Below are 25,410 nucleotides of genomic sequence, written 5' to 3'. Positions count from 1 at the left end.
TTAACCTACTAATTATTCACACGTTTAAAGGAATTAAACTTATGCAAACAATCGGACATTTTATCAACGGCAGCCTGTCAAACAATGACAGCCAAACTCAAGACGTTTACAACCCATCAACTGGTGATGTCAGCAAGCAAGTCGCTTTGGGTGGTGAAAAAACAATTGGCGAAGCAGTCGCTGCGGCTAAAGCGGCTTTTCCCGCATGGAGCAAAACCTCGCCACTAAAACGCGCGCGCGTCATGTTCAAATTCAAAGAGCTGTTAGAGCAAAATGCGGATGAAATCTGCAGACTGGTTGGCGAAGAGCACGGGAAAATCGTACACGATGCGGCAGGCGAGCTACAGCGCGGTATTGAAAACGTCGAATATGCATGCGGCGCGCCTGAGCTACTCAAAGGCGAGCACAGCCGCAATGTGGGTACCGATATAGACTCTTGGAGTGAGTTTCATCCACTAGGCGTCGTCGCTGGTATCACACCGTTTAACTTCCCTGTGATGGTGCCACTGTGGATGTTCCCGATGGCCATCGTGTGCGGCAATACCTTTGTATTAAAACCGTCTGAGCGTGACCCAAGTGCCACACTTTTCATCGCGCAGCTTTTACAGCAAGCGGGCCTACCAGATGGTGTCATCAATGTCGTAAATGGTGGCAAAGAAGCCGTCGATGCTATTTTGCATCATCCAGATGTCAAAGCCGTTAGCTTTGTGGGCTCAACCCCTATCGCTGAATACATCTATACCACAGCCGCTGCACAAGGCAAACGTTGCCAAGCATTAGGCGGTGCAAAAAACCATGCGATTGTCATGCCAGATGCGGACTTAGACAACGTCGTCACCTCACTATTGGGTGCTGCTTTTGGCTCATCAGGCGAGCGTTGCATGGCACTATCTGTTGCTGTTGCCGTCGGTGATGAAACGGCTGACAAGATGATTGCGGCTCTACAGCCTGCTATTAAAGAGCTGAAACTGGGGCTTCATTCAGATAAAAGCAACGACTTTGGCCCTGTCATTACGGCGGCACACAAATCTAAAATTTTAGATTATATAAAAAGTGCTGCCGAGCAAGGTGCAGAGCTCATCATCGATGGCTCTGATGCTGCACCAGAAGGCAATGAAAATGGATTTTTTGTAGGTCCTACTCTGATTGATCATGTCACTAAAGAGATGCACAGCTACGAGGCAGAGATTTTCGGTCCCGTGTTACAGGTGATGCGTGTACAGACCATGGCCGAGGCAGTGCAACTCATAAACGATCACGAATATGGTAACGGCACCTGTATTTATACGAGAGATGGAGAAGCCGCGCGTTACTTTATTGACAACATTCAAGTCGGTATGGTTGGTGTCAATATTCCACTACCAGTACCTGTAGCGTCTCAAAGCTTTGGTGGCTGGAAACGTTCATTATTTGGTGACTTGGCCATGTACGGACCAGACGGCGTGAGATTCTTCACTCGTCGTAAGACCATTACGCAGCGCTGGCCTAGTGCGGCATTGAGAGAAGAGAAACAGTTCTCTATGCCAACTTAATAGCACTGCCTTTTCAAGGTGCTAGCCTTTAAGAACACTACATTATAAAGGCGCTACATTATAAAATCCTTACCTTTTAAGCGCACTGCATAATCAGTGCGCTTAAAAGCAGTCGTTTGTATTCAAAAAATGCTGCTTGCTTCTGACTCTCTCCAATAGTGGACGACCGGCAAGTGCTCTGACTGAATTCTAATTTTTCATAGTCGTACCATAAAATTCTAAGGATAGATAACTATGCGAGAAACTTTTGAATTGCCATTACTGGGTGTCAAAGTCATCGATTTTGGTCAATATATTGCCGGTCCCGCTGTCGGTATGATGCTTGGTGACTTAGGCGCAACCGTGGTTCATATAGATCCGCCATCAGGCCCAAAGTGGCACAGTCCAGCCAATGCGGTATTGAATCGCAATAAATTGATGTTAACACTCGATCTTAAGACGGATGAAGGCTTGGCACAAGCTAGGCAATTAATTTTAGAAAGTGACATCGTTATCGAAGGCTTTCGCCCTGGAAAAATGGCAGAAATGGGATTAGATCTGGTCGCGCTACGAGAAGAGCGTCCGCAGCTGATCACGCTGTCAATCCCTGGATTTGCATCAAACGATGAAAATCGCCGTGAGTTACGTGCCTATGAAAGCATTGTGGCAGCGAGCTCGGGCGTGTTTACTGACATGGGTTTAAACCGTGTGCTCATGGGCATTAACCCATCGTTCTCACCCCTACCACTGCCCTCTGCTTATGGCGCAATGCTAGCAGGTTCTTCAGTTGTTTTTGCACTACAAGCACGCGAAAACACAGGACTTGGCGATGCCATTGAAGTTCCACTTGCTGCGGCTGTCATGGAAGGCCTTTGTTACAACTCAATCGATATCGAAAACTTACCTGAACGCTATTTGACCCAACGTGAAGTTGAGATTCAACGTCGCCGCGTTGAAGGTATTCCCATGAATATGGACTACGAATCGTTGCAAGAACTGCTAGATCCTTTTTACCGCAGTTACATGTGTAAAGATGGCCGTATGTTTTACGTGGTATGCCCTAGCCATAAACATCACGCCAAGCGTTGTTTGCAAGTATTGGGGCTATACGACGAATTACTTGAGGAAGGATTGACTGAGGAAGACGATACTTATTTGCCTTCTAGTCAGTGGACATCTGATACATCGCTTGGGGTTTATCCCATGCCAAAACATTGGGCAGATCGTATTGCCGAAAAAATGAAAGTGGCGTTTTTATTACGTACATCAAAAGAGTGGCAGAAGATTTTTGGAAAACGCGGCATACCTGGTGCACCGCAGCGTTGGCTACAAGAGTGGATTCATGATGATCATGCAGAAACAACAGGACTCATGATCGAAGTTGATGATCCCACTTATGGCAAGATGATTCAGCCAGGACCAATTGTGTGGTTAGAAGAATGTGGCGAGTTGATGTTACAACCAAAAGCACCGCTGCCTATCGACTTTGAAGGTGCATTGAAAAAATTAAAGGCAATCAAAACCAAGTTGCCTTCAATCAATAATGTTGATGAAAAAAGCGGTTGGTTAGACGGTATTAAAGTACTTGATCTTTGCAACGTCATTGCAGGCCCGCATTCGGCCTGTTATTTGGCGCGTTTTGGTGCAGAAGTTATCAAGCTTGATTCTGCTTCTCCATTATACGACAGCTGGAACACCGTCATTTATGGTATGTCTCAAATGGTCGGTAAACGCTCCATACTTGCTGATATTAGCAAGGGCACAGGACGAGAAGTGTTTGAGAAGTTGGTTCGTTCCGTTGACGTTATTGTTTGGAATGCAACAGACACCCAAATCAAAAAAATGGGCTTGGATACTGAAGGCTTAAAAGCCTTAAATCCTGACGCTATATTCTGTAAGCTTGATTGTTTTAGCGGTGTCCGTAAGGGTCCGAGTAGTGATTTCATAGGCTATGACGATGTGGTACAGGCGTCTACTGGCATCATGTTGCGTTGCGGCGGTGCTATGGATACTCCTGAAGAACATGCACACGTTGGTACTATTGATGTCATGTGCGGCTTTGGCGGCGCCATGAGTATTGGTGTGGCGCTCTATCAAAAATATCGTACAGGCCGCATTGGACGTGGCCGTACCTCATTGGTTGCCAATAGCGCCCTACTACAAATCCCTTATTGCTATGATTTTGAAAAACGCGGGTTATTCAATGAGCCCTCAGGTCGTGAAACCAATGGCCATGATGAATTGACGCGCTTTTACTATACCTCTTCAGGGAACTACTTGTTATTAAACGCGTATGAAGTCGATGTAAAAAACTTCGAAAACGTTGAAGACTTACAAGGTTTCAGTGAGCTGGATAAAAGTGAACGTGCCGCTTTCTTGTCTAATATTTTTCAAAAAGCGCCTGCTCATGACTGGGTAGAACGTCTGCAAGCTGCCGATATTGCGGCTGTCGTCTGTGCGGATATCAATGCATTACGTGCTGAATACAGCCGCATAGCAGATGGCACACCAGGTACTGACAATGGTAGTTATTCTTTTTCAATTTATGAAGATCATCCAAGTGGTCATACGGTGACACAGCTTGATCCTTATGCTATTCGTCCGTCGAACAGCATCGTGTATGCACTCTCTAGACCTGAAAAATTTGGACAATCCACCCGTCAGATCATGCTAGAACTTGGCTATAGCGAGGCAGACATTGACGCCAGTATTGCCAGTGGTGATTTGAGTGATAGTTGGAGTCAAGAGTTTTTACCAAGTTAAATAGGCAGTGTCATCAGTTGGAGTGCCCTGCTAACCATGATGCAAGTTGGTTTGTATCTGGCTGATGACACGACCTGAATGATAGGGGTTAAGCTGCTCGAAGGACAGTGCAGCTTGATGCTCATTTGAGCAAAAGGAAAACCATCTAAAGGATTAGATATGAAAAACAGCAGCAGAAAACCTTTAACCAAATTGCCGATTAAAGTGGCGACAAAAGGTTTTTATGAGGGGTTTAATAAAGACGTTACGATTACCGCTAAAATCTTACTGGGTCTGCTCATTGTTTGGGCTGTCATCTTTCCTGATAATTCAACGACGATATTAGGGTCGATCAATACTTTCTTACTCAATCACTTTTCGACATGGTATATCTTATGTGTCGCCTTTTTCTTGATTTTAGCGTTGATTCTGGCCGTTGTGCCGCGCTATGGGAGGTTGATTTTAGGGGACACAGGGGATAAACCTGAGTTCTCCAACTTTTCATGGTTTTCAATGATTTTTGGCGCAGGTATCGGGGTTGGTATGTTGACTTTTGCGACCGCAGAGCCGATGTATCACTTTGCCAATAACCCTGAGGTCATTCAAGGGTTGGCAACAGCCTCTGGTGCCGACAATGTACGCTATGCCTATAAATGGGCCTTTCTACATTGGGGATTCAGCGCATGGATTTGTTATTCCTTAGTCGGATTATCGATGGCCTATTTTTCTTTTCGACGTAAATTACCGCTGACCATTCGTTCAGGTCTTGCACCATTATTCGGTCAAAAACTATCCGGTAAGCTCGGTAATACCATTGACATCGTTGCCGTTATTGCAACCATTTTGGGCGTGGCCCAAACATTAGGGTTTGGGGTTGAGCAATTCGTTTCTAGTATGTACCGTGTTGGTTTGGGCGAATGGTTAATGAATACCGATGGCACATCGTCAACGGCAGCCATTATCGTTGCACTGACCGTTATCGTTGGCATAGCAACCCTATCTGCGCTTTCTGGGCTTGGTAAAGGGGTGAAATGGCTATCTAACATCAACATGGGATTAAGTCTTATCCTGTTTGCCTTTTTCTTAATATTCGGTTCGACCTTCTTTGGTTTACAATCTTTCTTCTTGGGTGTGTTTGACTATGTCGTCGCACTTCCTCAATTGCTGTTTACGGTTTGGCAGCCAGATGGTACGGTGGTCGGTGACACGCTTGCCACATGGCAAAAAGACTGGTCTGTGTTTTATTGGGCATGGTGGATTGCTTTTGGTCCTTTTGTTGGTGTTTTCTTTGCTCGCATTTCACGTGGTCGTAGTATCCGTGCTTATCTATTCGGCACCGTCATCCTACCTGCTTTGATGTGTTTTATTTGGTTTTCAATGGTGGGCGGAACCGCGATTGACTTAACACTAGGTGGCACTGATGCCATCTCAAGCGTTGGCCAAGAATCTCAACTGCTTGCCATGCTTGATGTGATGCTGTCTCCCAATTTTGCTTGGGTAATGGCTATTTTAGTTCTGGTCTTACTATTGACCTACTTAGTCACTACTTTAGATTCGGCAATTCTAGTTATCAATACCATCAATTCAGGTGGTAACGAAGGTCCAAAAGGCCGCCCACATATTATCTTTTGGGGCGTAATACTGGCATTGGTTGTTGGGGTGCTGCTGATAAGCGGAGGATTGGGTGCGATTAAAACGGCGATGGTTATTGGTGCCTTACCCTTTAGTTTTGTGATGGTACTAATGGGAATATCGCTGGTCAAAGCCATTCTTTATGATACTAGTCCGGATAGGCTAGAGACGATAGATCCGGTCGACGAATCATAATTTAGCTATGTACACAAACGACACACAGCAAGAAGATACAGCAAGCGCAACGCTAAATGATAGAGTGCTCGATTAGCGTCCGCTAAAAGCCAATTGAGCACGCTTGGTGTGTTATGAGATTTATATTCAATAGTCTGTATTCTAATATCAAGTACCTGTCTAAAGTTACAGCCTTTAGGCAGGAACACTTAATCTAAACGGCAGTTACACAGAATCTGGGACAGTCCTTCTAAATCAAAAAAGCCATAAAAGTCATTACTTTTATGGCTTTACTGTTCTGTTGTATATTTTGAAGCTTAGACCTAGCTTTAAGTTAAATAAGCGCCTTTAAATCAGTCAGCTTATCTAAAATCGCATCAGGTGAATATTTCACTAGCTGCTGCTCGTTTTGTGCACCAGATAGCACACCTAAAACCAGCCCACACTCTGCATTTTGGCCTTCCTTAATATCGATACCACTATCCCCTGCTTTTAATACTTGCTGTGAATTCTCGATATTAAACTGCTTCATCGCAAGAGTAATCATATCCGGGTCTGGGCGGCCATTTTCTACGTCATCGGCTGTTACTAGTGCATCTACTTGATCTCCCACAGACCACCCTAAGATAGTCAAAATTTTATTAGCAGTCTTAGCATCATATCCTGTATTTAATACCACATGACGACCGCTCGCCTTTAACTGCTCAAACAACTCTGACATGCCTTCAAACTCAGATAAGGTATCCTTGCTATAGGCAGTTGCAAGACTGTCTCTAAAGGCTGCAAACGCAGTATCCGTTAACGACTCAATACAAGCATCAGATAAATCTAACCTGTTTAAAATATCGCGGATGGCATTGCGTTTTTCTTTCCCTGCACCATATGCTAAACATAACTCAAGACTCACTTGTTTATCTGACTTGCCAGCGCTATTCAGTGCTTCATTGATGGCATTACGTACGGTTTTATAGACTAGGTTACCTTCATCTACTGTTGTGCCAGCCATATCAAACACACAGAGCCTAATATCAAAAAATTTATTTTTAATACTATTTAAACTATCACTATGTGAGCTGCTGCTTGTTACATTATTCTTTACTGTATTCATCACTTTGATTCCAATACCAATTCAATTAACTCTTCGCCAAATGCGAAACCTGTTGATGCCCCTGTACCACTGGTGACTGCACCGACCACCACGCCCTTTTCAGGTGATGTCTTAAATACCACGTCATCTGCACTTGGATATACACCCAACCAGTGCTGAGTAATATCTATCTCACCAATATCCATCACCTGCTTAAATTCATTAATGATTAGACCATCAATTCGAGTGTCTCTAAACGGTAGTTCTCTATCACTATAATCATGACTATCGCCAATGATTAGTGAGCCATCTTCAGACTGAACCACAATTAGGTGGACACCTGCTTGACGCTCTACACTTTGAATATCGTCAAGTAAGGTTTTTAGTACCGTAGCTTCAGGTAACTGAGCAAATCCATCATAACGGGCAAAGCTTAAATCTGACATGACAGCGGCATTTAATCTAAATGCTTTTTTGGGCACGACTCGCATCATATTTAGTGTGCACATCTTAGCTTTGGTCTTAGCGAGTACTTCTGGATATAAGCCAGTAAAGTCAGCTCCTGGGCAGACCACACAGTGCTCAGCGTTAAGGACACCACGGCTGGTATGCACTTTTGGTAATTCCACCGAAGTCACTGTGGTATGATTATAAAAGTCCACACTCTGCGTCTCTTGTAACCAATGAGCCAGCTTAGCAATTGCAGTATTGGACTCCACTCTAAGCTCATGCGGGCTATATAACACCCCTTCTCCCTTATTCAGATAAGGCGCGGCTTCATTAATTTCAGACTGTGGCAGTAGTCGGCACCCCTCACCCATTTCCGTCTTTAAAAAAGCTTGTGCAACATCTACCGCTTCAGGTCGCTGCATTAACATATGCAGACCGATATGCTCTACCTGAATACCTGCTTTTGGCGCAATTTCGGCCCAAATATTACGCGAGTGCATGGCGCGTTGCCAATGCTTACCTCGACGCTGACCACTAACTGTCACAAATCCAAAATTACGAACAGAAGCATCTTTGTTCTGAGATTGGCGTTCTACAACTGCAACACTCAGCCCCTTTTTAAAGGCGGCGTAGGCGCTTGCCAGCCCAACGATGCCCCCACCTACGACAACGACATCGTATGTTTTATCAGAAAGTATTTTGCTCATTGTCATATCTGCTCTTCCCATACATCTTTATTAATTAGCCCTCTACTTGCTTAACCTATGAACTAATATAGCTAAGCATGAATGGGCATTATTTTGATTGAACGAAAATTACTCACCATGGAAAAAAGCACGGTGCTTATCTAACAGCTCGGCAGTTAATAGCTCTGGATAGGTCTTAGAATTATCAATCTGATTCTCAGCAGCTACTGTCTCGCCGTCATACACAACATTTGGATAAATCTCTAATAAACCTGGGCGAGCTTTAGTGACAATTAACTCAGCCATTTTCATTGCTTTAGGATTGGTTTTCTCTCCTTTATCAATAACAGCAACCGATTCAGTCAATGTGTAATTACCTTCACTGGGATCCACAAAATCAATTGGTAAACCTTTTGCTTTATTAGCGACTGCCTGATGACGTAGTCCGAAACCGATAGGCACCTCACCTGCCATTACCTTTTTAAGAGGACCAGAGCCAGATAGCTCTAAATTAGGTCCTGCATTTTCACGAATAGCATTCATGATTTGTTGACCTTCAGCATCGGTGCCATATTCAGCAGCAATATCCTGTACAAACAACCAACCGGTTGATGAGCCATTTGGATCAACCATAGAAATTTGATTTTTATAAATAGGATTTTCTAAGTCTTTGGCACTGGTAGGTATGGGGAGATTATTGGCTTCCATCTCTTTGGTATTGAGTAAGATAGCACCCGTAAAGCTGAGAATCGGTGCGTAGTAATTAGGCGTCGCAATCTGTGGATTTGCCGTAAATGCTAACGCTTTAAACATTGGTTTTTTTGCTTGAGCACTTTCGATATAAAACGAGCTCATTGTCACCATATCAGCTTCAATGTTTTTTCCTTCTGCTAATAGTCGGCCACCCAGCTCACCTGTTCCGAATGATTGAAATATGTATTGACCTTCAAAGCCTGCCTCATCAAGTACCTCTTGAATAACTTCGACTGCCTCTTCATCAGCATTACTATAAATAATCACCTCCTCGCCAGCCGTATCTCCCGAGCTTTGCGACCCACAACCTGCTACTAGAACTCCACAAGTCAATCCCGTTACTATCGTTTTAAATAAATTCATTGTTGTTCCTGATTATTTGAATGGTTAAAAGTTAAATTGGTTTTCGTCACATCAACGCCTAAACTGTGTTGAAATATCTAAGCGACCGTCGTCACTGTGGTTTTTTTCACTTTTATTTTTGTTGTGCCATTGATGCTTCTGGTATAAAGGTATCGCGCCACTGCGAAGAATATTAATGCCGTGATATTTGTGAGTAGCACCATCAGCGACAATATAAAAATCTCATCAAAGCGGGCAAAGTGCTGTAGTTCAACAATTTTTGTAGTAAGCACCATCGTCTTTGCACCTGAAATAAATATCACAGCACTGATACTGACCATCGCACTGATAAAAAAGTACGATGCCACTTCGATAAGTGTAAATATTGAGTTGGGTATAACAATTCGGCGTAAAGACTGTAGCCATGAGTCTCCCAGTAAAGAAGCTGTGGTCTCCCAGCCTAAGTTCATTTTTGACAGTGCATTTTTGCTCATGAGATAAGGTGTCGAGAAGTAATGAATGATATTACTAATCACAATAATGAAGATGGTGTTCGATATAGATGAGCCTGAGAAAACCATTAGATAAGCAATACCAATAACCAAACCCGGCACTGTATTGGTTACTAAGGCTGAGCTTTCGATCGTCAGCTTTCCTATCTTGAATAACCCTGAGCGCTCGTATATCAACGCGGCAACATAGGTAATAATAGTTCCAAAAATAGCTGTTAGTGTGGCGACCATAAGTGAGTTCTTATACACTCGCATTAGGTTCGAGGACTCAATCACCTTAGTAAATGTGTCTGTACTAAACGCCATCTCGTAAGGCCATGTCTTAATCCATGGAATGATGAAGATCACAGCAAATACGAATAATAGTGAAATCAAAATGCCACTGGACAACACACCCAGAATTCTGTCTTTGACTTTAGATGTGGGCAAGTCAAAATGCTCTACTGAGTCATACCTGACATTGAATCGAGCCACATACCAAAGCAGTAGAATGCTCAAGACAGAGGGGATTAGCATAAACAGGGCAACCACAGAGCCCTTTTCAAACGAGGGAGATGCACCTAGTATTTGGGTATAAAGCTCAGTGGCGATAACCTTGTACTGACCACCAATAGAGGCTGGAATACCAAAGTCAGTAAAGGCTAAAAAGAAGCATTGAATGATAGCGGCTGCAAACGTACTAATTAAAGGACGAATAACCGTCATATCTATCTGGCGTAAGCGTGAATCGCCCATCAGTTCTGATACGATTACGAACTTCTTATCCAAATATTGAAAGGTATTGTTAAGTAGTAAAAAGGCTATTGGCAAGGTATAGATGGTGTAGCCAAGCCACATACCATAGAAACCATATATGTCTTCAAACAACTGAAAGCCAATTATCTTGGTGAGTAGACCTTGCTTACCAAAGGTGTAAATAATGGCAAATCCATAAGTTACTGTTGGCAATAGCATAGGGAACAGTGATGCAAGCTTAATGGTTTGTTTAAGACCCTTTGGCAAATTAGTCCAGTGCACTGTATAAGCAAGAATAAATGCCAAAAAGGTGGCACTCATCGCACTAACAATGGCGACAAAAAAACTATTTAACATCACTTGTCTGAAGTCATTACTGCTGATGATATCGACATAGTGGCTTATACCTAATCCATCAGCCACATTAAATGACAGCATCAACATTTTACCCAAAGGAACAAACATAAAGACGAGAAATAGCGCACCAATGAAAAGCCATGAAGCTTTCATTAGCGGTGAGTTATTAAGTTTCATAATGACCTACGCACGAAATAAGTAAGTTTTGAAAGACCAGCGTTGGCCTAGTGCGATTAACCTTTGTTAACCTTAGGAGGTATCTTTAATGGATTTAGCAGCTGTGCGCTGGATTATGGAATTGATATCTTCAGTGACTGAGCTGCCATCTAGCACAGGTCTCATTTGAGTGTATTTTTCTAATGGATCAGCTGGCGCATCGTCCGTTTCAAATAGGCTCAAGATATTACGGCGTTTGATATTTAGCTGATTTAAGATAAAGCTCTTAACAAAATCATTGGCAGGGTTTTTGATGATTTCTGATGGTTTGGCATATTGAGCTACTTTGCCGTCTGATAACAACAAAATGCGATCAGAGAGTGTCATCGCTTCTTCAGGGTCATGTGTCACAATCAAAGTGGTTAGCTCATAACGCTCTGCAATCTCACGAATACGTGCCTTAATGGTCTCTTTAATAACCCCGTCTAAGGCAGATAAAGGCTCATCTAATAATAAAATCTTAGGCTTCATCACTAAAGTACGCGCTAATGCAACACGCTGCTTTTGCCCACCAGAGAGCTGGCTGATTCGCTTGTTCAAATGCGGCTTAATCTCCAAAAGGTCAACCAGCTCATCAACCTCCGCTTGTGTGCTGACGTTAGGTCTATTACGTAGCCCATATTCAATATTCTGCTTTACATTCAAGTTAGGAAACAAAGCATAGTCTTGGAATACAATATTGAAACCTCTGTGCTTCATAGGCACACGTGTGATGTCTTCCTTATCATAAGCAAGCCGACCAGAACTAATATCGGTTAGACCTAAAATAATATGCAGCAACGTGGTTTTCCCACAGCCAGATGGGCCTAATATTGAAACAATCTCACCCTTATTCACTTTTAGGGAGATATCCTCAAAAATAACTTTGCCATCATACTTCTTAGTCACATTTCTTAGTTCTAACATAATTCAAGCCCAAACTTATATTTTGGTATTGGCAATGAGTGATAGCTCAAGCAAATACATTTAGGTAAATTGTTCAATGCTTTAATCGTTTACATGTAACTAATATAGAAGATGAATATGACAGTTTGGCGTCAAATATAAGGTTAGCTTATACATTTAATCATTCAGTCTTATTTATCGTGTATAACTTCTCGTACTTCCCAGAGATAAGCCTGACAATCTCTGAAACCGATACGAGAAACGGCGGTCATATGACGAAAAAACCTTACACTTATAATCAGCTAAACATATTAAATTCGGTGCTTGAGGAAGGTAATTACACGCAGGCAGCTAAACGTTTAGGCGTGTCTCAATCTGCCATTAGCCAAGCACTATCTACGCTTGAAAACAATCTTGGGTTTAAGCTATTTATGCAGCGTGGCAGGCACCTTGTGCCAACAGATTACTGCTTAGAGCTTGGGTCATTGACGAGTAAAATACGAGCAGTTGAAGATGATCTAGAGCAGCTGATTCAAAGAAGTAAAATCTTTGAATCAGCTATATTAAAGGTAGCTCTATGCAGCCCACTACCGGGCACTGAAATTATCAGGCAGTTTAGTAAGCGCTATCCCAAGCTACAGACTGAGATCTATTTTGGTAATTTCTATGAAACGTTCAGTAGAGTCGTTAACGGTCAAGTAGATGTTGGCATTCTTGCAAATGTGCCAAAAGATGACAGGTTACAGTTTAAGAAATGTGCTACCCAGCGGCTCGTTGCTTTATGCTCACCGAACCATGCTTTTGCATCAAGAGAGTCTATAAGCTTAACTGAATTAGCGACTGAAACCGTCATATTCCGCACGCACGGTTCTACCACTCAAAAACTTATAAATGAGGCACTGGTAAAAATTAATTTAGACATAACCCCTACGTATATCGTAAACACCCAAGAAAGTGTTTACGATGCGGTTTACCAAAACTTAGGTGTAGGATTTGCATGGAGCGAAAGCACAATAAGAAAGGATGGTTTTGTGAAGGTACCCATTGCGGAGCTACCTTCAAATTATGACGAAGTAGTTTTTTCACTCAAAAATGTAAACAATTTAGTGGTGACTGCTTTGATGAACTCTTTAGATACCTCTGGTTAGACTGGTTGAAAAAAGCATCCTAATGTTTTCAATATATACGCATCTTGCTAATTAAGTTTTTTGCATCAAATCCATTTATCATAATTGCTCTCTTGGGAACAATAAATGTGGTTGTGGAGTAAGTGTTTAGTTCATTTGAATACCTGTCACGCTCGTTTTTATGTGCATGATTAATGATAAGCAATAAAGGATTAGTGATAAGGCTAAAAAAATAAAAGTCAGAGGTAAAAATAAGCTTTCTTGGAGCACGCCATCAGAACCAATGCCACCGTAAAATAAGCTTTCCATCAGTCCAGACAGTGCAGCAAGGGCCAGCATAATTGAGCCACTAACAAATAATTTAGATGTCATAAAAGCTCCATAGGCTCATATTTAAGCATAATAAGTCATTTTAAATTTAGAAGCATTCATCAAATAATGAGTGCCTAGGCATGTATCGTATATGAAATAATACGCGGATTGGGCGCGCTCCTATTTTTTCATAAACTATTCATACTCGGTCTTTAATAACATCAACCTTCATGAAAGTGCATTTAGCAGTCATCGACTATAAAAATTCGTGCGATCAAGCTGTAGACCCAAACTCAAATCGCTATCATGTGTTCTACCAAAAAATCCAAAAAAACGCGTGTTTTTGGTGAGACCATATCTCGCTTTAAATAAATAGCGTAAGTGGCACTGAGTTCTTCATAAGGACTAAAAATATGATCTGGCATGACTTGAACCAATGACCCATTCGCCAATTCACTTTTAACAGCCCACAATGGGATTAGCGTCAGACCTGTATGATTCAATACCAGCTGCTTCTGACCATTCACTGAGTTCACTGAAACCTGACTATTAATCACCAACTTTTTACGATCTTCTGCTATCAAAAACCACTCTTTCCAACCGTTATAACCATATCGGATACATTGGTGATCAGCTAGATCGTCAATGCTACAAGGCGTGCCATTATTTTTTAAATATTGGGGGCTTGCACACAGTAGAAAATCATTAAATACCAAGCGTCTGGAAATCATGGTCGAATCAGATAAGCGTCCACTTCGAATAGCAACGTCAATATTTTCTTCTATAAGATCTACAACCCGCTCTGTTAACTCAATTTTTATATCAATATCTGGATATAACGACATAAATTTCGGTATCAATGGTAATGCCATACTTTCACCAAAACCGACTGTCATGCTTATTTTAAGCTTACCCTGTGGCGTTATTTGTAAGTCATTAACGGCTCTTTTGGCATTATCAAACTCTGACACAATTCGCTGAGAGTATTCGTAATATTTGTGCCCCGCTTCAGTCAAACTGGTGTTTCTGGTCGTTTTATTGAGCAGACGTACCCCCAACTCTTTCTCAAGCACCGCTAACTGCCGTGAAATGGAAGACGGCTGTACATCAAAGATGCGACTGGCTTCTGAAATGCTACCGGTTTCGACAACACTATTGAAGTATGCCAATCGATTTATTGAGCTCATTGCCACTCCTCTATTAGGGTAATAGGTATTCTATCTAACTGTAACTATGACTTGCTCAAAAAGCAAAGGTAATTTGTTTACTGGGTAATGGTTTGCTGGATTAGCAATGATTAAACTGAGTGTCCTGAAACAAACAATAAAACATTCACACCAGTAAAGGGTAATAACATGAAAGCGATGATCATTAAAGAAATCGGTACAACTGCAGTTTTTCAATTGGTAGAAAAACCAAAACCAACGGCAACACTAGGTCATATGGTTGTGGAAGTGAAAGCCACTAGTGTGAACCCTATTGATACCATGCTGCGCTCAGTCGAGCTGCCTTGGTCGGAGAATTTGCCAGAGATACTACACGGTGATGTAGCTGGTATTGTGAGCGAGATAGGTGCCGACGTCACTGAATTTAGTGTTGGTGACGAAGTTTATGGTATGGCTGGTGGCCTCAACGGTATTGATGGTGCACTTGCTGAATTCATGTTAGTTGATGTGCGTTTAATGGCTAAAAAGCCTAAAACACTCAGTATGAGGCAAGCCGCAGCCCTGCCGTTGGTCGCACTCACTTCTTATGAGGCACTCGTACAAAAAATGAATGTCAAAGAAGGCGATAATGTCTTGATTCATGGTGCAACAGGGGGTGTTGGTCATCTTGCCGTTCAGCTAGCAAAAGTACTTGGCGCGATAGTCACCGCTACCTACTCTCCTGCTAATAGTGCATTAGCACAAACACTAGGCGCGGATCATCTAGTGGATTATACAACAGCGGAGGTTGATGACTATGTGGCGACGTATACTGACGGCGTGGGTTTTGACAAAGTTTTCGATACGGTGGCTGGTGATAATATTCAAAAATCTTTTCAAGCTGTTAGACTTAATGGCCATGTCGCCACTATTTTACCGATTGCTGATCCATTGCAAGTTGCTCTCAAAGCCTTATCCTTTCACGGTGTTTTAGTGCTCATTCCATTATTTCATGGCGTCAACCATGAATCGCACGGTCGTATCCTGACAATGATTGCAGAGCTGGTTGATACTGGCAAAATCACGCCTATCATAGATGATAGTAACTACTCTATTTGGGAGGTAGCACGGGCACATGATCACCTTGAATCAGGTAAAGCAGTGGGTAAAATTACGCTCACTGTATAGTAGTATTCAGGCGTATCCTCATTTTGAACATAGCGATAAAAATGAGATAAATTGTAGCCAAACTGTATTAAATAGCTGTATTAAATAGCTGCGTCAAATAGCTGTGTTAAAAACGAGATATTCACAGGTAGTAACGACTCTCTAAAATAACACAGCGCGCTCGTAGACATCCTTATAACGGTAGGATCACTATTTTATTTGGAAGTTTTTAACAAATGGAATACGGGTAATCGCCACTTTGCTCTAACCGCTGCCATACGGATTAAGTAACCAGCAACCAAACTAACAATGATGCTGATATTACCACTAACAGTAAAATGCTGGAATGTTAAATATAAACATGCAACGATCAAGGATAAAATGACTCACTCTAGCATTATTGCTTCTGTTGGCACGACTGGTGGTTCATACGACAATGCATTGGCTGAAACGGTCAATGGAGCATATAGGTCTGATTTGAAAGACGGTATTATGATAATTTAATCCTGTCAGGCATCACTGCCTGACTCAAGTAAATCAGCCTCCGGTATACTCGGGGCGGTTCAGCCTCTCTAAAACTGCTTCCCCATAAAGTCAGATATTTTAACAATTTTATGATGGACTACTATGGCACGCCGCCGTACTGGGATGAGCAGATAGTGAGCAAATCAGTAGCAAATAGTTAGCGAAATTTACGATGCCTCCGCAGTGACATTCTCTCCCCATCCTCCTCCTAGTGATTTATAAAGGTTCAGTAGCATTTGTGCTCGAGCAAGCTGCGAGTAAATCAAGTTTTCTTGTATTTGTTCCGAGTCGAGCTGCGCTGTCAGAGCTTCATCTAACCTTTGATAACCATAACGAAACAATTTTTCGGCATCGCTGGCACGCTTGGCAGACTGCTGATAGGCCGTATCTAGCAATTTTTGTTGCTGCGCGAGCGCCTGATGTGCTTGATAAGTATTATCTACCTCACCAAGCGCGAGCAGTAGCCTTCGATCATACTGTAGCAGCGCCGTTTGCAATCGAGCGTCTGCGCTGTCAATATTGGCCTTAATCCGACCGTTTGTAAAAATGGGAACCTGTATACCCACACTCAATATACTGCCCCAACCTTTCAAATCTGGCACATCACTGTCAACGTCAATACGCCCGCCTTGACCTAAAAAACGAATGGAAAAATGTGGCAGCAGATCAGCTTTGGCACTTGCCAGTTTGGCAGAATAGGCATTGACTTGTGCGCCATAGGCACGCAGATCTGGACGACGTTCTAGCAACCCTTGGGGCGTTTGGCCACTGGGCGCACTCGGTTGATGATTGAGAATATCTACAGTCGTAGAAGGCAGCTCAAAACCTTGCGGTACTTGCCCGATAAGTACGGCTATGCTACGTACGTGCATTGCATACTCTGCATTGATTGTGCTTTTCTTCGCACGCATGGCATTGAGTTTACTTTGGACATTATTAACTTCATACATGGTGACTTGACCCGCTTGAAAACGCCCTTTTATATATCGCTCAAAGCGCGTCAATATCTCTACATTGCGGGCAGTAATGACTTCACGCTGCTGAGCGGCACGGGCCTGAAAATAGTGATCAGCAATTTGATCTGCCAGTAGCATTTGCGCGCCATATACTTTTTCTTGTACACCCAACGCCGCATAACGGGCGGCATCAGCATCACTTTGTTTTCTGCCAAATATATCAGGCTCCCACGCAGCAGAGAATCCCGCATTAGCATGACTGCTGTCTATATCTTGGTGCGTCTCCAGCAGCGCTGTACTAGCGCCCAAAAGACGACTGAGGTTGTCATTTGCAGACAGATGAGCCGTACCATTTATAAGGCCCGCTGAAGCATTGACGCCAGCTTGTGGCCCAAGATCAGCAGTGGCAAGACGACTGATTGCCACTGCTTCTGCAAAACGACTTTCAGCGATGCGGATATCGGGGCTGTCTTGTAATCCTTGCTCTATCAGGCGACTCAATAGCGGATCTTGCCATTGTCGCCACCAGTGGCTAATCTCTGGACTGCCCTTCGCCGCTTTGTTTTCGTCAAACGTTGTCGGAATAGAAATGTCACTTTGGCGAACAACCTGTGTGCTTTGGCAGGCGCTTAAGATCAAGACCAATGCTCCCAAACTCACAATTTTGGATAATGGAAACATGCGCTACTCCTCCTTATATTCTCTATCATTATTTTTAATTCAGTGCCATGGTCGAATATCAAACACGCCCTAGGACGTCTCATAGAAGCTATCCTAGGATGTCGTTATATGTATGACTGGCTTTTATTGAGCCAAATTGGGCCAGTCTGTTTTGCACATTATCCTAGCTTTTCAAGCATCGCTTTAAATCGTACTAAAGCAAAAATGAGAAACACGACGCCAATACCTGTCATGACTAATAACTCAGGCCAAACAATGTCCAAGCCGGCATTACGGAATAAAACATTTTGTGTAAAACTGACAAACTGGGTTGTGGGCCAATACTCGCTTATCATTTGTGCCGCTTCGGGCATATTGCTGCGCGGCGCTATAGAGCCAGATAAGAGTAACGATACGACCAAGACGGGCAACATCAATAAGGCAAACTGCGGCATACTCGGTGCCATGGTTGATAGCATAATGCCGAGAGAAGATATGGAGAACAGATACACCACCACACCACTACCGAATAAAAGCAGCGACCCGTTAATGGGAATACCGAGCAGATATTGGACCACAAAAACCATCGATAACATGGAGGCACATAAAATCACCAAGCTATTGGCAAGTATTTTTGAAATCACGATTTCTGTTGTATTAACTGGCATCACCAACAGATGCTCGATGGTGCCACGTTCGCGTTCACGGATAACGGCAGCACCGGACAACCCTATTGCCAAGAGCGCAATCATATTGCAGACTTCCATAACTGGTGTGTACCAGTAGCTGTCTCCGTTTGGGTTAAATATCATGTTCAGTACTGGCTTGACCAATAACGGTGGATCGGCTTGTTTTAAAAAATCACTCACTTCCTGATTAAATATTTGGAGAATATAGGCTTGCCCAATACCTGCTTGAGTCATGGTGGTGGCATCAATTAACAGCTGAACTTGCGGTTTTCGTCCAGCCAGCACATCTCGTTCAAACCCAGGTGGAAACTCCAGCACAAAAATAAGCTTGCTTTTGTCCATCAACTCATCGACATCTTCGCGTTTCACATCGACAGGAGGCAGAAAGTAAGGTTGTTGTAGGGCATCCTGAATTTGTCTGGTCAGGGCTGTGCGGTCTAAATCTATAATACCTACAGGCGCATTGCGTACATCCGTATTGATGCCTTCTGCCACAGTATAAATAGTGACAGAGAACACGAAGCCAATCATGAGAAACAGTATCTTGTCTCCAAACAGACTGCGCAATTCTTTGATGGTCAACGTCCAAATATTTTTAAAAGTCTGCATTTATACCTCCTGCTTTTTCAGGAAAATAGAGGCAAGTGTGATAAATGCCAAGGCAAAAGCTGTCAAGACCATATACTCAGTCAAAAAGCTAGACCAACCCAGCCCTTTGGTAAAGCCGCCAATACTGATACGCTGATACCAAGATGCGGGGAACCCGACCCCAATGGCATAAGCGATGCCGTCCATACTAGAGAGCGGGTACAACAACCCAGAGTAGTTAATGGTGGGTATCAGAGTAACGATAGCAGTGACAAACAGCGCTGCAACCTGTGTGCGAACCAAACTGGACACAAGCAGCCCCAGTCCTGTAGACACATAGACCAACAGCAATGCGCCAAAAGACATTGCCCAGAAAGAGCCTTTTATGGGCACTTTGAACCAAAATATGGCCATGAGCACAAGTATGAGATAATTGATCAGTCCCAGAACGACATAAGGTAGCTGTTTTCCAAGTAGGTATTGAGGCACACTGGCTGGTGATGTGTAGAGGTTTGATATCGAGCCAACTTCACGCTCACGTACCACACCCAGCGTGGTCATCATTGCCGGAATCAACATGAGTATCATCATTAGCACACTGGGAATGACCGCGTTCACACTTTTGAAATCTTGGTTATACATAAAGCGCGGAACCACTTCAGCGGCAGGGTCTAAATCGATAGGCAAGCCAGTATCTTGAAGAAGGTCTGTGATATATATCGTCATAATCCCTCCTACATAGCCCTCAATATTGGCCGCATTGAATGGCACTGTCCCATCAATGTAAAAGCTCGCTTCTGGTTGTCTATTGGCCAATAAATCACGTCCATAATCCGCTGGAATATCAATGACCAATTGAGTCTCAGAGCTTCTAAGCGCGTATTCGGCTGCTTTTATAGAGCGTACGGGTGACGTAGATGTAAAATATTCTGAGCCAGAAAAGTACTCCGTCAACTGTCGACTTTGTACAGAGTGATCTTGATCGAGTATCGTATACGGTAAATCGTGCACATCAAACGAGATACTCCAACCAGTCATGACCATCAAAATAATGGGTCCAACGATAGCAAAAAATAGCCTGATTTTATCGCGTAATAGCTCTTTAAATTCGCGCGTAGCAAATGTCCAAACAGTGGTAAACCAATATTTAAACGTGTCAGTTTCGTTGGTTTGATTATCAGGTTCAGACGCTATGGTCGCTGATTCTACTGGTGTATTTTCAGTCGAGTCGTTTTGGCTGGTGGATTCAGTATCATTTTTTTCATCTTCGAGCAGATACTCTACAAAGGCTTCTTCGAGATCCTCTGCTTGTTTATTATGTGTCAGCTCTGTCGGTGTACCAACGACCAGCACGCGACCACGATGCATAAAAGAGATACGATCGCATCGGCTGGCCTCATTCATAAAATGAGTAGAGATAAATATCGTGATTTTATCTTCTCGTGAAAGCGTCAATAGCTGTCGCCAAAACATATCACGAGCACCAGGATCGACACCTGAGGTTGGCTCATCCAAAATCAATACTTCGGGATGATGTAGACAAGCCGCTGCCAGCTGTAATCGTTGGCGGATACCCAGTGACAACGAGGCTGGCGCTGTATCCGCCACGGCACTGAGGTCAAACTTATCTAATGCATCCTTTACGGCCTGCTGTCCACGCTCCCCTTCTATTTGATAAAGGGTTGCATGCAGCTCTAAGTTTTGACGTACGCTCAATTCTTCATAAAGCGAGAAAGACTGCGACATATAGCCGACGCGCATTTTTGTCGCTATATCATTTGCATCGATAGATTGACCCAGCAGTTTGGCTGAGCCTTCTGTTTTATCAATCAATCCAGTCAGCATCTTCATCGTGGTCGATTTACCACAACCATTAGAGCCTAAAAAACCAAAAATCTCACCTTTCTCAATACAAAAGCTGACATTATCAACCGCTGTAAAATCTCCAAAACGTTTGGTTAGGTTTTTTGCCTCAATAGCTGGCGGTGCATCAGGATCAGGGACAAATGGCGTGATAACCAACGCGCCTGCATTCGTTTGTTTCTCTGGTGGCAATAGCTTGATGTAGGCCTCTTCAAGTGACGTGACATTCAGCTCTGTCATGACGGTTTGCGTCCGCTGATTGGCTAAGAGCTTGCCATCATCCATCGCTAGCAGGTATTCAAAATTTTTGGCTTCATCAATATAGGCTGTCGACACGATGACCGTCATCTCTTGACGTTCAGCTTGTAGCGAGGCCACTAATGACCAGAATTGACGGCGTGATAAGGGGTCTACCCCTGTGGTTGGCTCATCCAGAATCAGTAAGTCAGGATTGTGCACCAATGCACAGCATAAGCTCAGTTTTTGCTTCATTCCGCCCGAAAGCTTGCCAGCCGCACGATCAGGAAATGGTGCTAGCCCAGTTGCCTTAAGTAAACGGGCTATTCGTACATGACGCTCATGCGCATTCAATCCAAACAGTCGCGCATGAAATTCCACATTTTCATATACCGACAGGGTTGGATAAAGATTATGCCCTAAGCCTTGTGGCATAAAGGCGATATGTTTTGACAGCGCCTCACGTGCAGATTTTTCTGCCATATCCTTACCGAATACTTGCACGGAGCCATTTTGAATGACCTTGACCCCTGCAATAAGAGACAACAACGTTGATTTTCCAACACCATCAGGACCAATTAGCCCAACAGTGCTTCCTTGTAAGATATTTAGGGAAATATTATCAAGAGCAACCGTCTTGCCATATGTATGCGAAACAGTGTTAATTTCAACGGCGGTATGTTGGCTATCCATACGTTATCTCACAGTTTGTGTCGTTAATTTATTCATAAAGATAACTCTTCGGTTGTAAAACCATCTGAATAATTTATGACCTCATTTTCCGCTGTCATACTCGAACGTGAGAAACTAGGATTGGCCTTTTTTGGGAAGGTTTATAGCAAGATTACTCGGCCATACTACGTCGGTATTGCTACGCACATAACCATTGCCTGTCATGCCGCCCTTGAGTAGGCCTTTGTATTCTTTGGCTATTGCCACAGGTAACTTGATACGCACTTTAAACATGAGCTTTTCGCGCTCGTTCTGTGTTTCCACTGACTTGGGCGTAAACTGTGCTTGTGATGCAATAAACGAGACTTTTGCTGGCCACACACTATCCAGACCATCCAGCACGACTCTCGCGTCATTACCGACTTGTAAGCCACTCATCTGCCCATTAGGTAAAAAAAGAGTCATAGACACATCCTCTGTATCTAGCAGGCTAACCATTTTGCTGCCTGCTGCAATCACACTGCCAACCTCGGCAATTCGGTATTCCACACGGCCAGCTTTAGGACTGCGTATCAACATATCGTCATTCATCGAAGCGGCAGATTTTTCTTGAGCTTTGGCCTGATTGACGCCAGCATTTGCTTCCGCTACTTGAGCATCGATTTGTTGAACGGCTGCCTGCGCTTCTGCGTACGCTGCTCTAGCCGCTTGCACGACCGCAACCGCGCCATTGTATGCCGCTTGGCGTTTGGTCACCTCTGAGTCTGACACCAAATCTTCGCGGCGCATCTTGCGCGCATTATCCAACTCCATTTTGGCTATTTTTTGCTGTTCAATCTGCGCATCGATTTGGGCGTTGGCACGCGCCATTGCCTGCTCTCCTTGCTTACGACCCGCCCGTGCCTGTGACACCATTTCATGTGCGCGCTGCTCGGTTGCCTGTGCCGCCACTAACTGACTTTCGCTTTGTGAGGAAGACAGCTTCACAAGCAGCTGATCGACATCGACATCCTCTCCTTCCGCCACCAGCATTTGCTCGACTCTACCTGGATAAAGGCTAGCAATATCAAACCGCTCAAGCTCCAATCTACCGTTTGAGCTGACTATTCCTAGCGGTAGGGCTTGTGCAAGCTGCTGCTGTTGCCAGTAATACCAACCGGCAGCGGCGGCCACGACAAGCAATAGAATCAAAACCCATGCTTTTTTCATAACGGTTCCTATATCTTATTTATATGCGGAAATAAAACAGAAAATAACCAACCCATACGTTTTTTAACCGTATTCGGGCATATCCTCAATTTAAAAATTTTAATGATTTTTTAGTATAGGGCGTGTTGGGTGTAGGAAATCAGCTCAAGTACACCTCGTGTCGATCACAATGACTGGCATATTGGCGCGGTGTGAGTACAAAACACTTTCTACGCTAATGCAGGATGCTGAGTGAGGTATATAAGGTGTTCGGCAATACAGTTAATTCATTGGATATTGAGCCGATTAGGACACGACTTAGTCAGAAATACCAATAAATCCATAATTTTATTGTGGTTATGGTACTCGATACCACCTCAATACACCATCAGAAACTGAATCTATTCTCAATCATCATACGTTCCACAAAATCTAACCTTATGAGCTTTAGCCTATCTGAGTTATAGCTTTTACAAAAAATACTGCCGTGAAAAATACCTTTGCCGTCAAATATCACGGCTGTTTGGTTGATATAGATACATAGAAATTACAAGCAAAAATCATTCATCTAGCAAATATATAATAATCCATGCTAATATTATGGGGTTTTCATATATTAAACAATGTTTTTAAGTATTCTTCAAGGCCATATCTATTTTGTTGCTTTCATATATTTCTCAATCAGAGAGTAAAAGGTCGTCACCATGTCTGAAACAACGCATAATCCATCCGAGAAAAATCTAAACTTTACCGCACTCATTGCCCTTGTCGTAGGCTCTATGATAGGCGGTGGTATATTCTCATTACCGCAAAACATCGCTGAAACCGCAAGCCCTGGTGCGTCCTTGATTGGCTGGATCATCACTGGCGTTGGCATGCTGATGCTTGCCTTCGTGTTCCAAAATTTAGCACATCGCAAGCCTGAACTTGACAGTGGGGTTTATGCCTACGCGCAGGCAGGCTTTGGTAATTATATGGGCTTCAACTCTGCATGGGGCTACTGGCTCTCTGCTTGGTTGGGCAACGTCAGTTACTACGTGCTGATATTTAGTACGCTGGGTTATTTTTTTAATGTGTTTGGAGATGGCAATACCCTAACGGCATTGGTGGGTGCCTCTGTATTATTGTGGGCATACAACTTCATGATTACCAAAGGTATCCAGACGGCTACCTCAGTCAATACGTTGATTACGATCGCCAAAGTGATACCGTTGTTCACCTTTATTGTCATTATTTTTACGGTCTTTAATATGGATCTTTTTAATAGCGACTTTTGGGGCAGAGAGACGGATCTAGGGTCAGTCCCTGATCAAGTTAAAAACATGATGATGGTGACGGTATGGGTATTTATTGGTATTGAAGGGGCCAGTGTCTATTCTGCACGCGCCAAAAAACGCTCCGATATTGGTAAAGCCACCGTATTGGGGTTCATTTTTACGTTAGTGCTATTAATGCTGGTTAACTTTTTAGCGATGGGTGTTAGATCCCTCCCTGAGCTGGCAGCGATGAAAAACCCGTCGATGGCTTATTTGCTAGAGTATGCCGTTGGCCCGTGGGGCGCGACCTTTATCTCAGTAGGTTTGGTCGTCTCGCTACTCGGTGGTTTATTGGCTTGGACGCTATTTTGTGCCGAAGTCTTATTCGTTGCCGCCAAAGACGAAACCATGCCAAGGTTCTTTTATAAGACAAATGCCGTTGATGTACCGGTAAATGCACTATTGGTGTCTTCTGCAGCGACACAGTTATTCTTAGTCATCACCTACTTTAGTAAAAGCACCTATAACAATATTTTTTATCTGTCCACTTCCATGATTTTGATTCCCTATTTCTTTTCTGCTGCCTATGGATTTTTGGTGGCCTATCGCAAAGAGGGCTACAGACCATCCGAAAGCGCCACAAAAGATATTATTATTGGGGTAACCGCGCTGTTTTATAGTATTTGGCTGTTGTATGCCGCTGGTATTCAGTACTTTTTACTATCCGCTTTGTTGTATCTTCCTGGTGTGGTTCTCTATATAAAAGCACGCAGAGAGCACAAGCATCAGCTGTTCAATACAGCCGAAAAAGTGGTGCTGGTAGTCATTACTGTCAGTGCCATCTATGCAGCCTATGGCCTCTACAGCGGTACGTTAAGCTTGTAGTGACCCTATTAAATAAAATGCCTTACCGTTGTAATCACAAAAAACCGTTCGTCTTAAT

18 protein-coding genes are annotated in these 25,410 nt (G+C 43.3%); 7 read left to right on the top strand and 11 right to left on the bottom strand.

What is annotated here, in order from left to right; all coding sequences use genetic code 11:
* The first annotated feature begins 41 nt into the window (after positions 1–41).
* From J5X94_RS00380 to J5X94_RS00370, 3 genes are all read left to right on the top strand, one after another.
* Positions 42–1,532 (top strand): CoA-acylating methylmalonate-semialdehyde dehydrogenase, encoded by a 1,491-nt coding sequence (locus tag J5X94_RS00380; protein WP_210539257.1) that lies wholly within the window; start codon positions 42–44, stop codon positions 1,530–1,532.
* Between the two features lie 234 nt (positions 1,533–1,766).
* The gene (locus tag J5X94_RS00375; RefSeq protein WP_194618392.1) at positions 1,767–4,274 is read left to right on the top strand and encodes a CoA transferase; all 2,508 of its coding nucleotides are present in this window, start codon (positions 1,767–1,769) and stop codon (positions 4,272–4,274) included.
* Positions 4,275–4,433: 159 nt separating this feature from the next.
* Entirely contained in the window at positions 4,434–6,080 is a 1,647-nt protein-coding gene (locus J5X94_RS00370; protein ID WP_210539256.1) for a BCCT family transporter, read from the top strand.
* A 313-nt stretch (positions 6,081–6,393) separates the two neighbouring features.
* Here J5X94_RS00370 and J5X94_RS00365 read toward each other — a convergent pair whose 3' ends face one another.
* The 5 genes from J5X94_RS00365 to J5X94_RS00345 form a co-directional block, all read right to left on the bottom strand.
* The gene (locus J5X94_RS00365) at positions 6,394–7,167 is read right to left on the bottom strand and encodes a phosphonatase-like hydrolase (RefSeq protein ID WP_210539255.1); all 774 of its coding nucleotides are present in this window, start codon (positions 7,165–7,167) and stop codon (positions 6,394–6,396) included.
* Positions 7,167–8,309 (bottom strand): TIGR03364 family FAD-dependent oxidoreductase, encoded by a 1,143-nt coding sequence (locus J5X94_RS00360; protein WP_210539254.1) that lies wholly within the window; start codon positions 8,307–8,309, stop codon positions 7,167–7,169. Before J5X94_RS00360 ends, J5X94_RS00365 begins: the two co-directional genes overlap by 1 nt.
* 102 nt (positions 8,310–8,411) lie before the next feature.
* Positions 8,412–9,398, bottom strand: a complete 987-nt coding sequence (locus J5X94_RS00355) for an ABC transporter substrate-binding protein (protein ID WP_210539253.1) — start codon at positions 9,396–9,398, stop codon at positions 8,412–8,414.
* Between the two features lie 77 nt (positions 9,399–9,475).
* Entirely contained in the window at positions 9,476–11,158 is a 1,683-nt protein-coding gene (locus J5X94_RS00350; protein WP_210539252.1) for an iron ABC transporter permease, read from the bottom strand.
* Positions 11,159–11,230: 72 nt separating this feature from the next.
* Positions 11,231–12,103: an ABC transporter ATP-binding protein gene (locus tag J5X94_RS00345; RefSeq protein ID WP_210539251.1), complete on the bottom strand. Its 873-nt coding sequence runs from the start codon at positions 12,101–12,103 to the stop codon at positions 11,231–11,233.
* A gap of 251 nt (positions 12,104–12,354) precedes the next feature.
* Between J5X94_RS00345 and J5X94_RS00340 the strand changes: the two genes are divergently transcribed.
* Positions 12,355–13,230, top strand: a complete 876-nt coding sequence (locus J5X94_RS00340; protein WP_210539250.1) for a LysR family transcriptional regulator — start codon at positions 12,355–12,357, stop codon at positions 13,228–13,230.
* A gap of 126 nt (positions 13,231–13,356) precedes the next feature.
* Here J5X94_RS00340 and J5X94_RS00335 read toward each other — a convergent pair whose 3' ends face one another.
* Positions 13,357–13,581 (bottom strand): hypothetical protein, encoded by a 225-nt coding sequence (locus tag J5X94_RS00335; RefSeq protein WP_210539249.1) that lies wholly within the window; start codon positions 13,579–13,581, stop codon positions 13,357–13,359.
* Positions 13,582–13,814: 233 nt separating this feature from the next.
* A complete protein-coding gene (locus J5X94_RS00330) occupies positions 13,815–14,708 on the bottom strand; it encodes a LysR family transcriptional regulator (protein WP_210539248.1) in 894 nt (297 codons plus the stop codon).
* A gap of 168 nt (positions 14,709–14,876) precedes the next feature.
* On the opposite strand from J5X94_RS00330, the gene J5X94_RS00325 reads away from it, so the two are divergent.
* The gene (locus J5X94_RS00325; protein WP_210539247.1) at positions 14,877–15,854 is read left to right on the top strand and encodes a zinc-dependent alcohol dehydrogenase family protein; all 978 of its coding nucleotides are present in this window, start codon (positions 14,877–14,879) and stop codon (positions 15,852–15,854) included.
* A 360-nt stretch (positions 15,855–16,214) separates the two neighbouring features.
* Positions 16,215–16,337: a hypothetical protein gene (locus tag J5X94_RS13985; RefSeq protein ID WP_266097127.1), complete on the top strand. Its 123-nt coding sequence runs from the start codon at positions 16,215–16,217 to the stop codon at positions 16,335–16,337.
* 188 nt (positions 16,338–16,525) lie between these two features.
* Here the strand turns inward: J5X94_RS13985 and J5X94_RS00320 are convergent, their stop codons facing one another.
* The 4 genes from J5X94_RS00320 to J5X94_RS00305 form a co-directional block, all read right to left on the bottom strand.
* On the bottom strand, positions 16,526–17,995 hold the full coding sequence (locus J5X94_RS00320) for an efflux transporter outer membrane subunit (RefSeq protein ID WP_210539246.1): 1,470 nt from the start codon (positions 17,993–17,995) through the stop codon (positions 16,526–16,528).
* Positions 17,996–18,153: 158 nt separating this feature from the next.
* The gene (locus tag J5X94_RS00315; RefSeq protein ID WP_210539245.1) at positions 18,154–19,272 is read right to left on the bottom strand and encodes an ABC transporter permease; all 1,119 of its coding nucleotides are present in this window, start codon (positions 19,270–19,272) and stop codon (positions 18,154–18,156) included.
* The gene (gene rbbA, locus J5X94_RS00310; RefSeq protein WP_210539244.1) at positions 19,273–22,044 is read right to left on the bottom strand and encodes a ribosome-associated ATPase/putative transporter RbbA; all 2,772 of its coding nucleotides are present in this window, start codon (positions 22,042–22,044) and stop codon (positions 19,273–19,275) included.
* A gap of 114 nt (positions 22,045–22,158) precedes the next feature.
* On the bottom strand, positions 22,159–23,232 hold the full coding sequence (locus J5X94_RS00305) for an HlyD family secretion protein (RefSeq protein ID WP_201593362.1): 1,074 nt from the start codon (positions 23,230–23,232) through the stop codon (positions 22,159–22,161).
* A 683-nt stretch (positions 23,233–23,915) separates the two neighbouring features.
* On the opposite strand from J5X94_RS00305, the gene arcD reads away from it, so the two are divergent.
* The gene (gene arcD, locus J5X94_RS00300) at positions 23,916–25,352 is read left to right on the top strand and encodes an arginine-ornithine antiporter (RefSeq protein WP_210539243.1); all 1,437 of its coding nucleotides are present in this window, start codon (positions 23,916–23,918) and stop codon (positions 25,350–25,352) included.
* The last annotated feature ends 58 nt before the right edge of the window (positions 25,353–25,410 follow it).

The sequence above is a fragment of the Psychrobacter sp. K31L genome, assembly GCF_017942195.1.
In the GTDB taxonomy this organism is placed as follows: Bacteria; Pseudomonadota; Gammaproteobacteria; order Pseudomonadales; family Moraxellaceae; genus Psychrobacter; species Psychrobacter glaciei.
Note: the sequence above shows the minus strand (reverse complement) of the source record. Positions and strands in the feature narration are given on the sequence as shown.

Bases quoted from the DNA above. Each gene is read 5' to 3' on its own strand.
- J5X94_RS00380 (WP_210539257.1), top strand. From the start codon at position 42: ATGCAAACAATCGGACATTTTATCAACGGCAGCCTGTCAAACAATGAC.
- J5X94_RS00375 (WP_194618392.1), top strand. From the start codon at position 1,767: ATGCGAGAAACTTTTGAATTGCCATTACTGGGTGTCAAAGTCATCGAT.
- J5X94_RS00370 (WP_210539256.1), top strand. From the start codon at position 4,434: ATGAAAAACAGCAGCAGAAAACCTTTAACCAAATTGCCGATTAAAGTG.
- J5X94_RS00365 (WP_210539255.1), bottom strand. From the start codon at position 7,167: ATGAATACAGTAAAGAATAATGTAACAAGCAGCAGCTCACATAGTGAT.
- J5X94_RS00360 (WP_210539254.1), bottom strand. From the start codon at position 8,309: ATGACAATGAGCAAAATACTTTCTGATAAAACATACGATGTCGTTGTC.
- J5X94_RS00355 (WP_210539253.1), bottom strand. From the start codon at position 9,398: ATGAATTTATTTAAAACGATAGTAACGGGATTGACTTGTGGAGTTCTA.
- J5X94_RS00350 (WP_210539252.1), bottom strand. From the start codon at position 11,158: ATGAAACTTAATAACTCACCGCTAATGAAAGCTTCATGGCTTTTCATT.
- J5X94_RS00345 (WP_210539251.1), bottom strand. From the start codon at position 12,103: ATGTTAGAACTAAGAAATGTGACTAAGAAGTATGATGGCAAAGTTATT.
- J5X94_RS00340 (WP_210539250.1), top strand. From the start codon at position 12,355: ATGACGAAAAAACCTTACACTTATAATCAGCTAAACATATTAAATTCG.
- J5X94_RS00335 (WP_210539249.1), bottom strand. From the start codon at position 13,581: ATGACATCTAAATTATTTGTTAGTGGCTCAATTATGCTGGCCCTTGCT.
- J5X94_RS00330 (WP_210539248.1), bottom strand. From the start codon at position 14,708: ATGAGCTCAATAAATCGATTGGCATACTTCAATAGTGTTGTCGAAACC.
- J5X94_RS00325 (WP_210539247.1), top strand. From the start codon at position 14,877: ATGAAAGCGATGATCATTAAAGAAATCGGTACAACTGCAGTTTTTCAA.
- J5X94_RS13985 (WP_266097127.1), top strand. From the start codon at position 16,215: ATGACTCACTCTAGCATTATTGCTTCTGTTGGCACGACTGGTGGTTCA.
- J5X94_RS00320 (WP_210539246.1), bottom strand. From the start codon at position 17,995: ATGTTTCCATTATCCAAAATTGTGAGTTTGGGAGCATTGGTCTTGATC.
- J5X94_RS00315 (WP_210539245.1), bottom strand. From the start codon at position 19,272: ATGCAGACTTTTAAAAATATTTGGACGTTGACCATCAAAGAATTGCGC.
- rbbA (WP_210539244.1), bottom strand. From the start codon at position 22,044: ATGGATAGCCAACATACCGCCGTTGAAATTAACACTGTTTCGCATACA.
- J5X94_RS00305 (WP_201593362.1), bottom strand. From the start codon at position 23,232: ATGAAAAAAGCATGGGTTTTGATTCTATTGCTTGTCGTGGCCGCCGCT.
- arcD (WP_210539243.1), top strand. From the start codon at position 23,916: ATGTCTGAAACAACGCATAATCCATCCGAGAAAAATCTAAACTTTACC.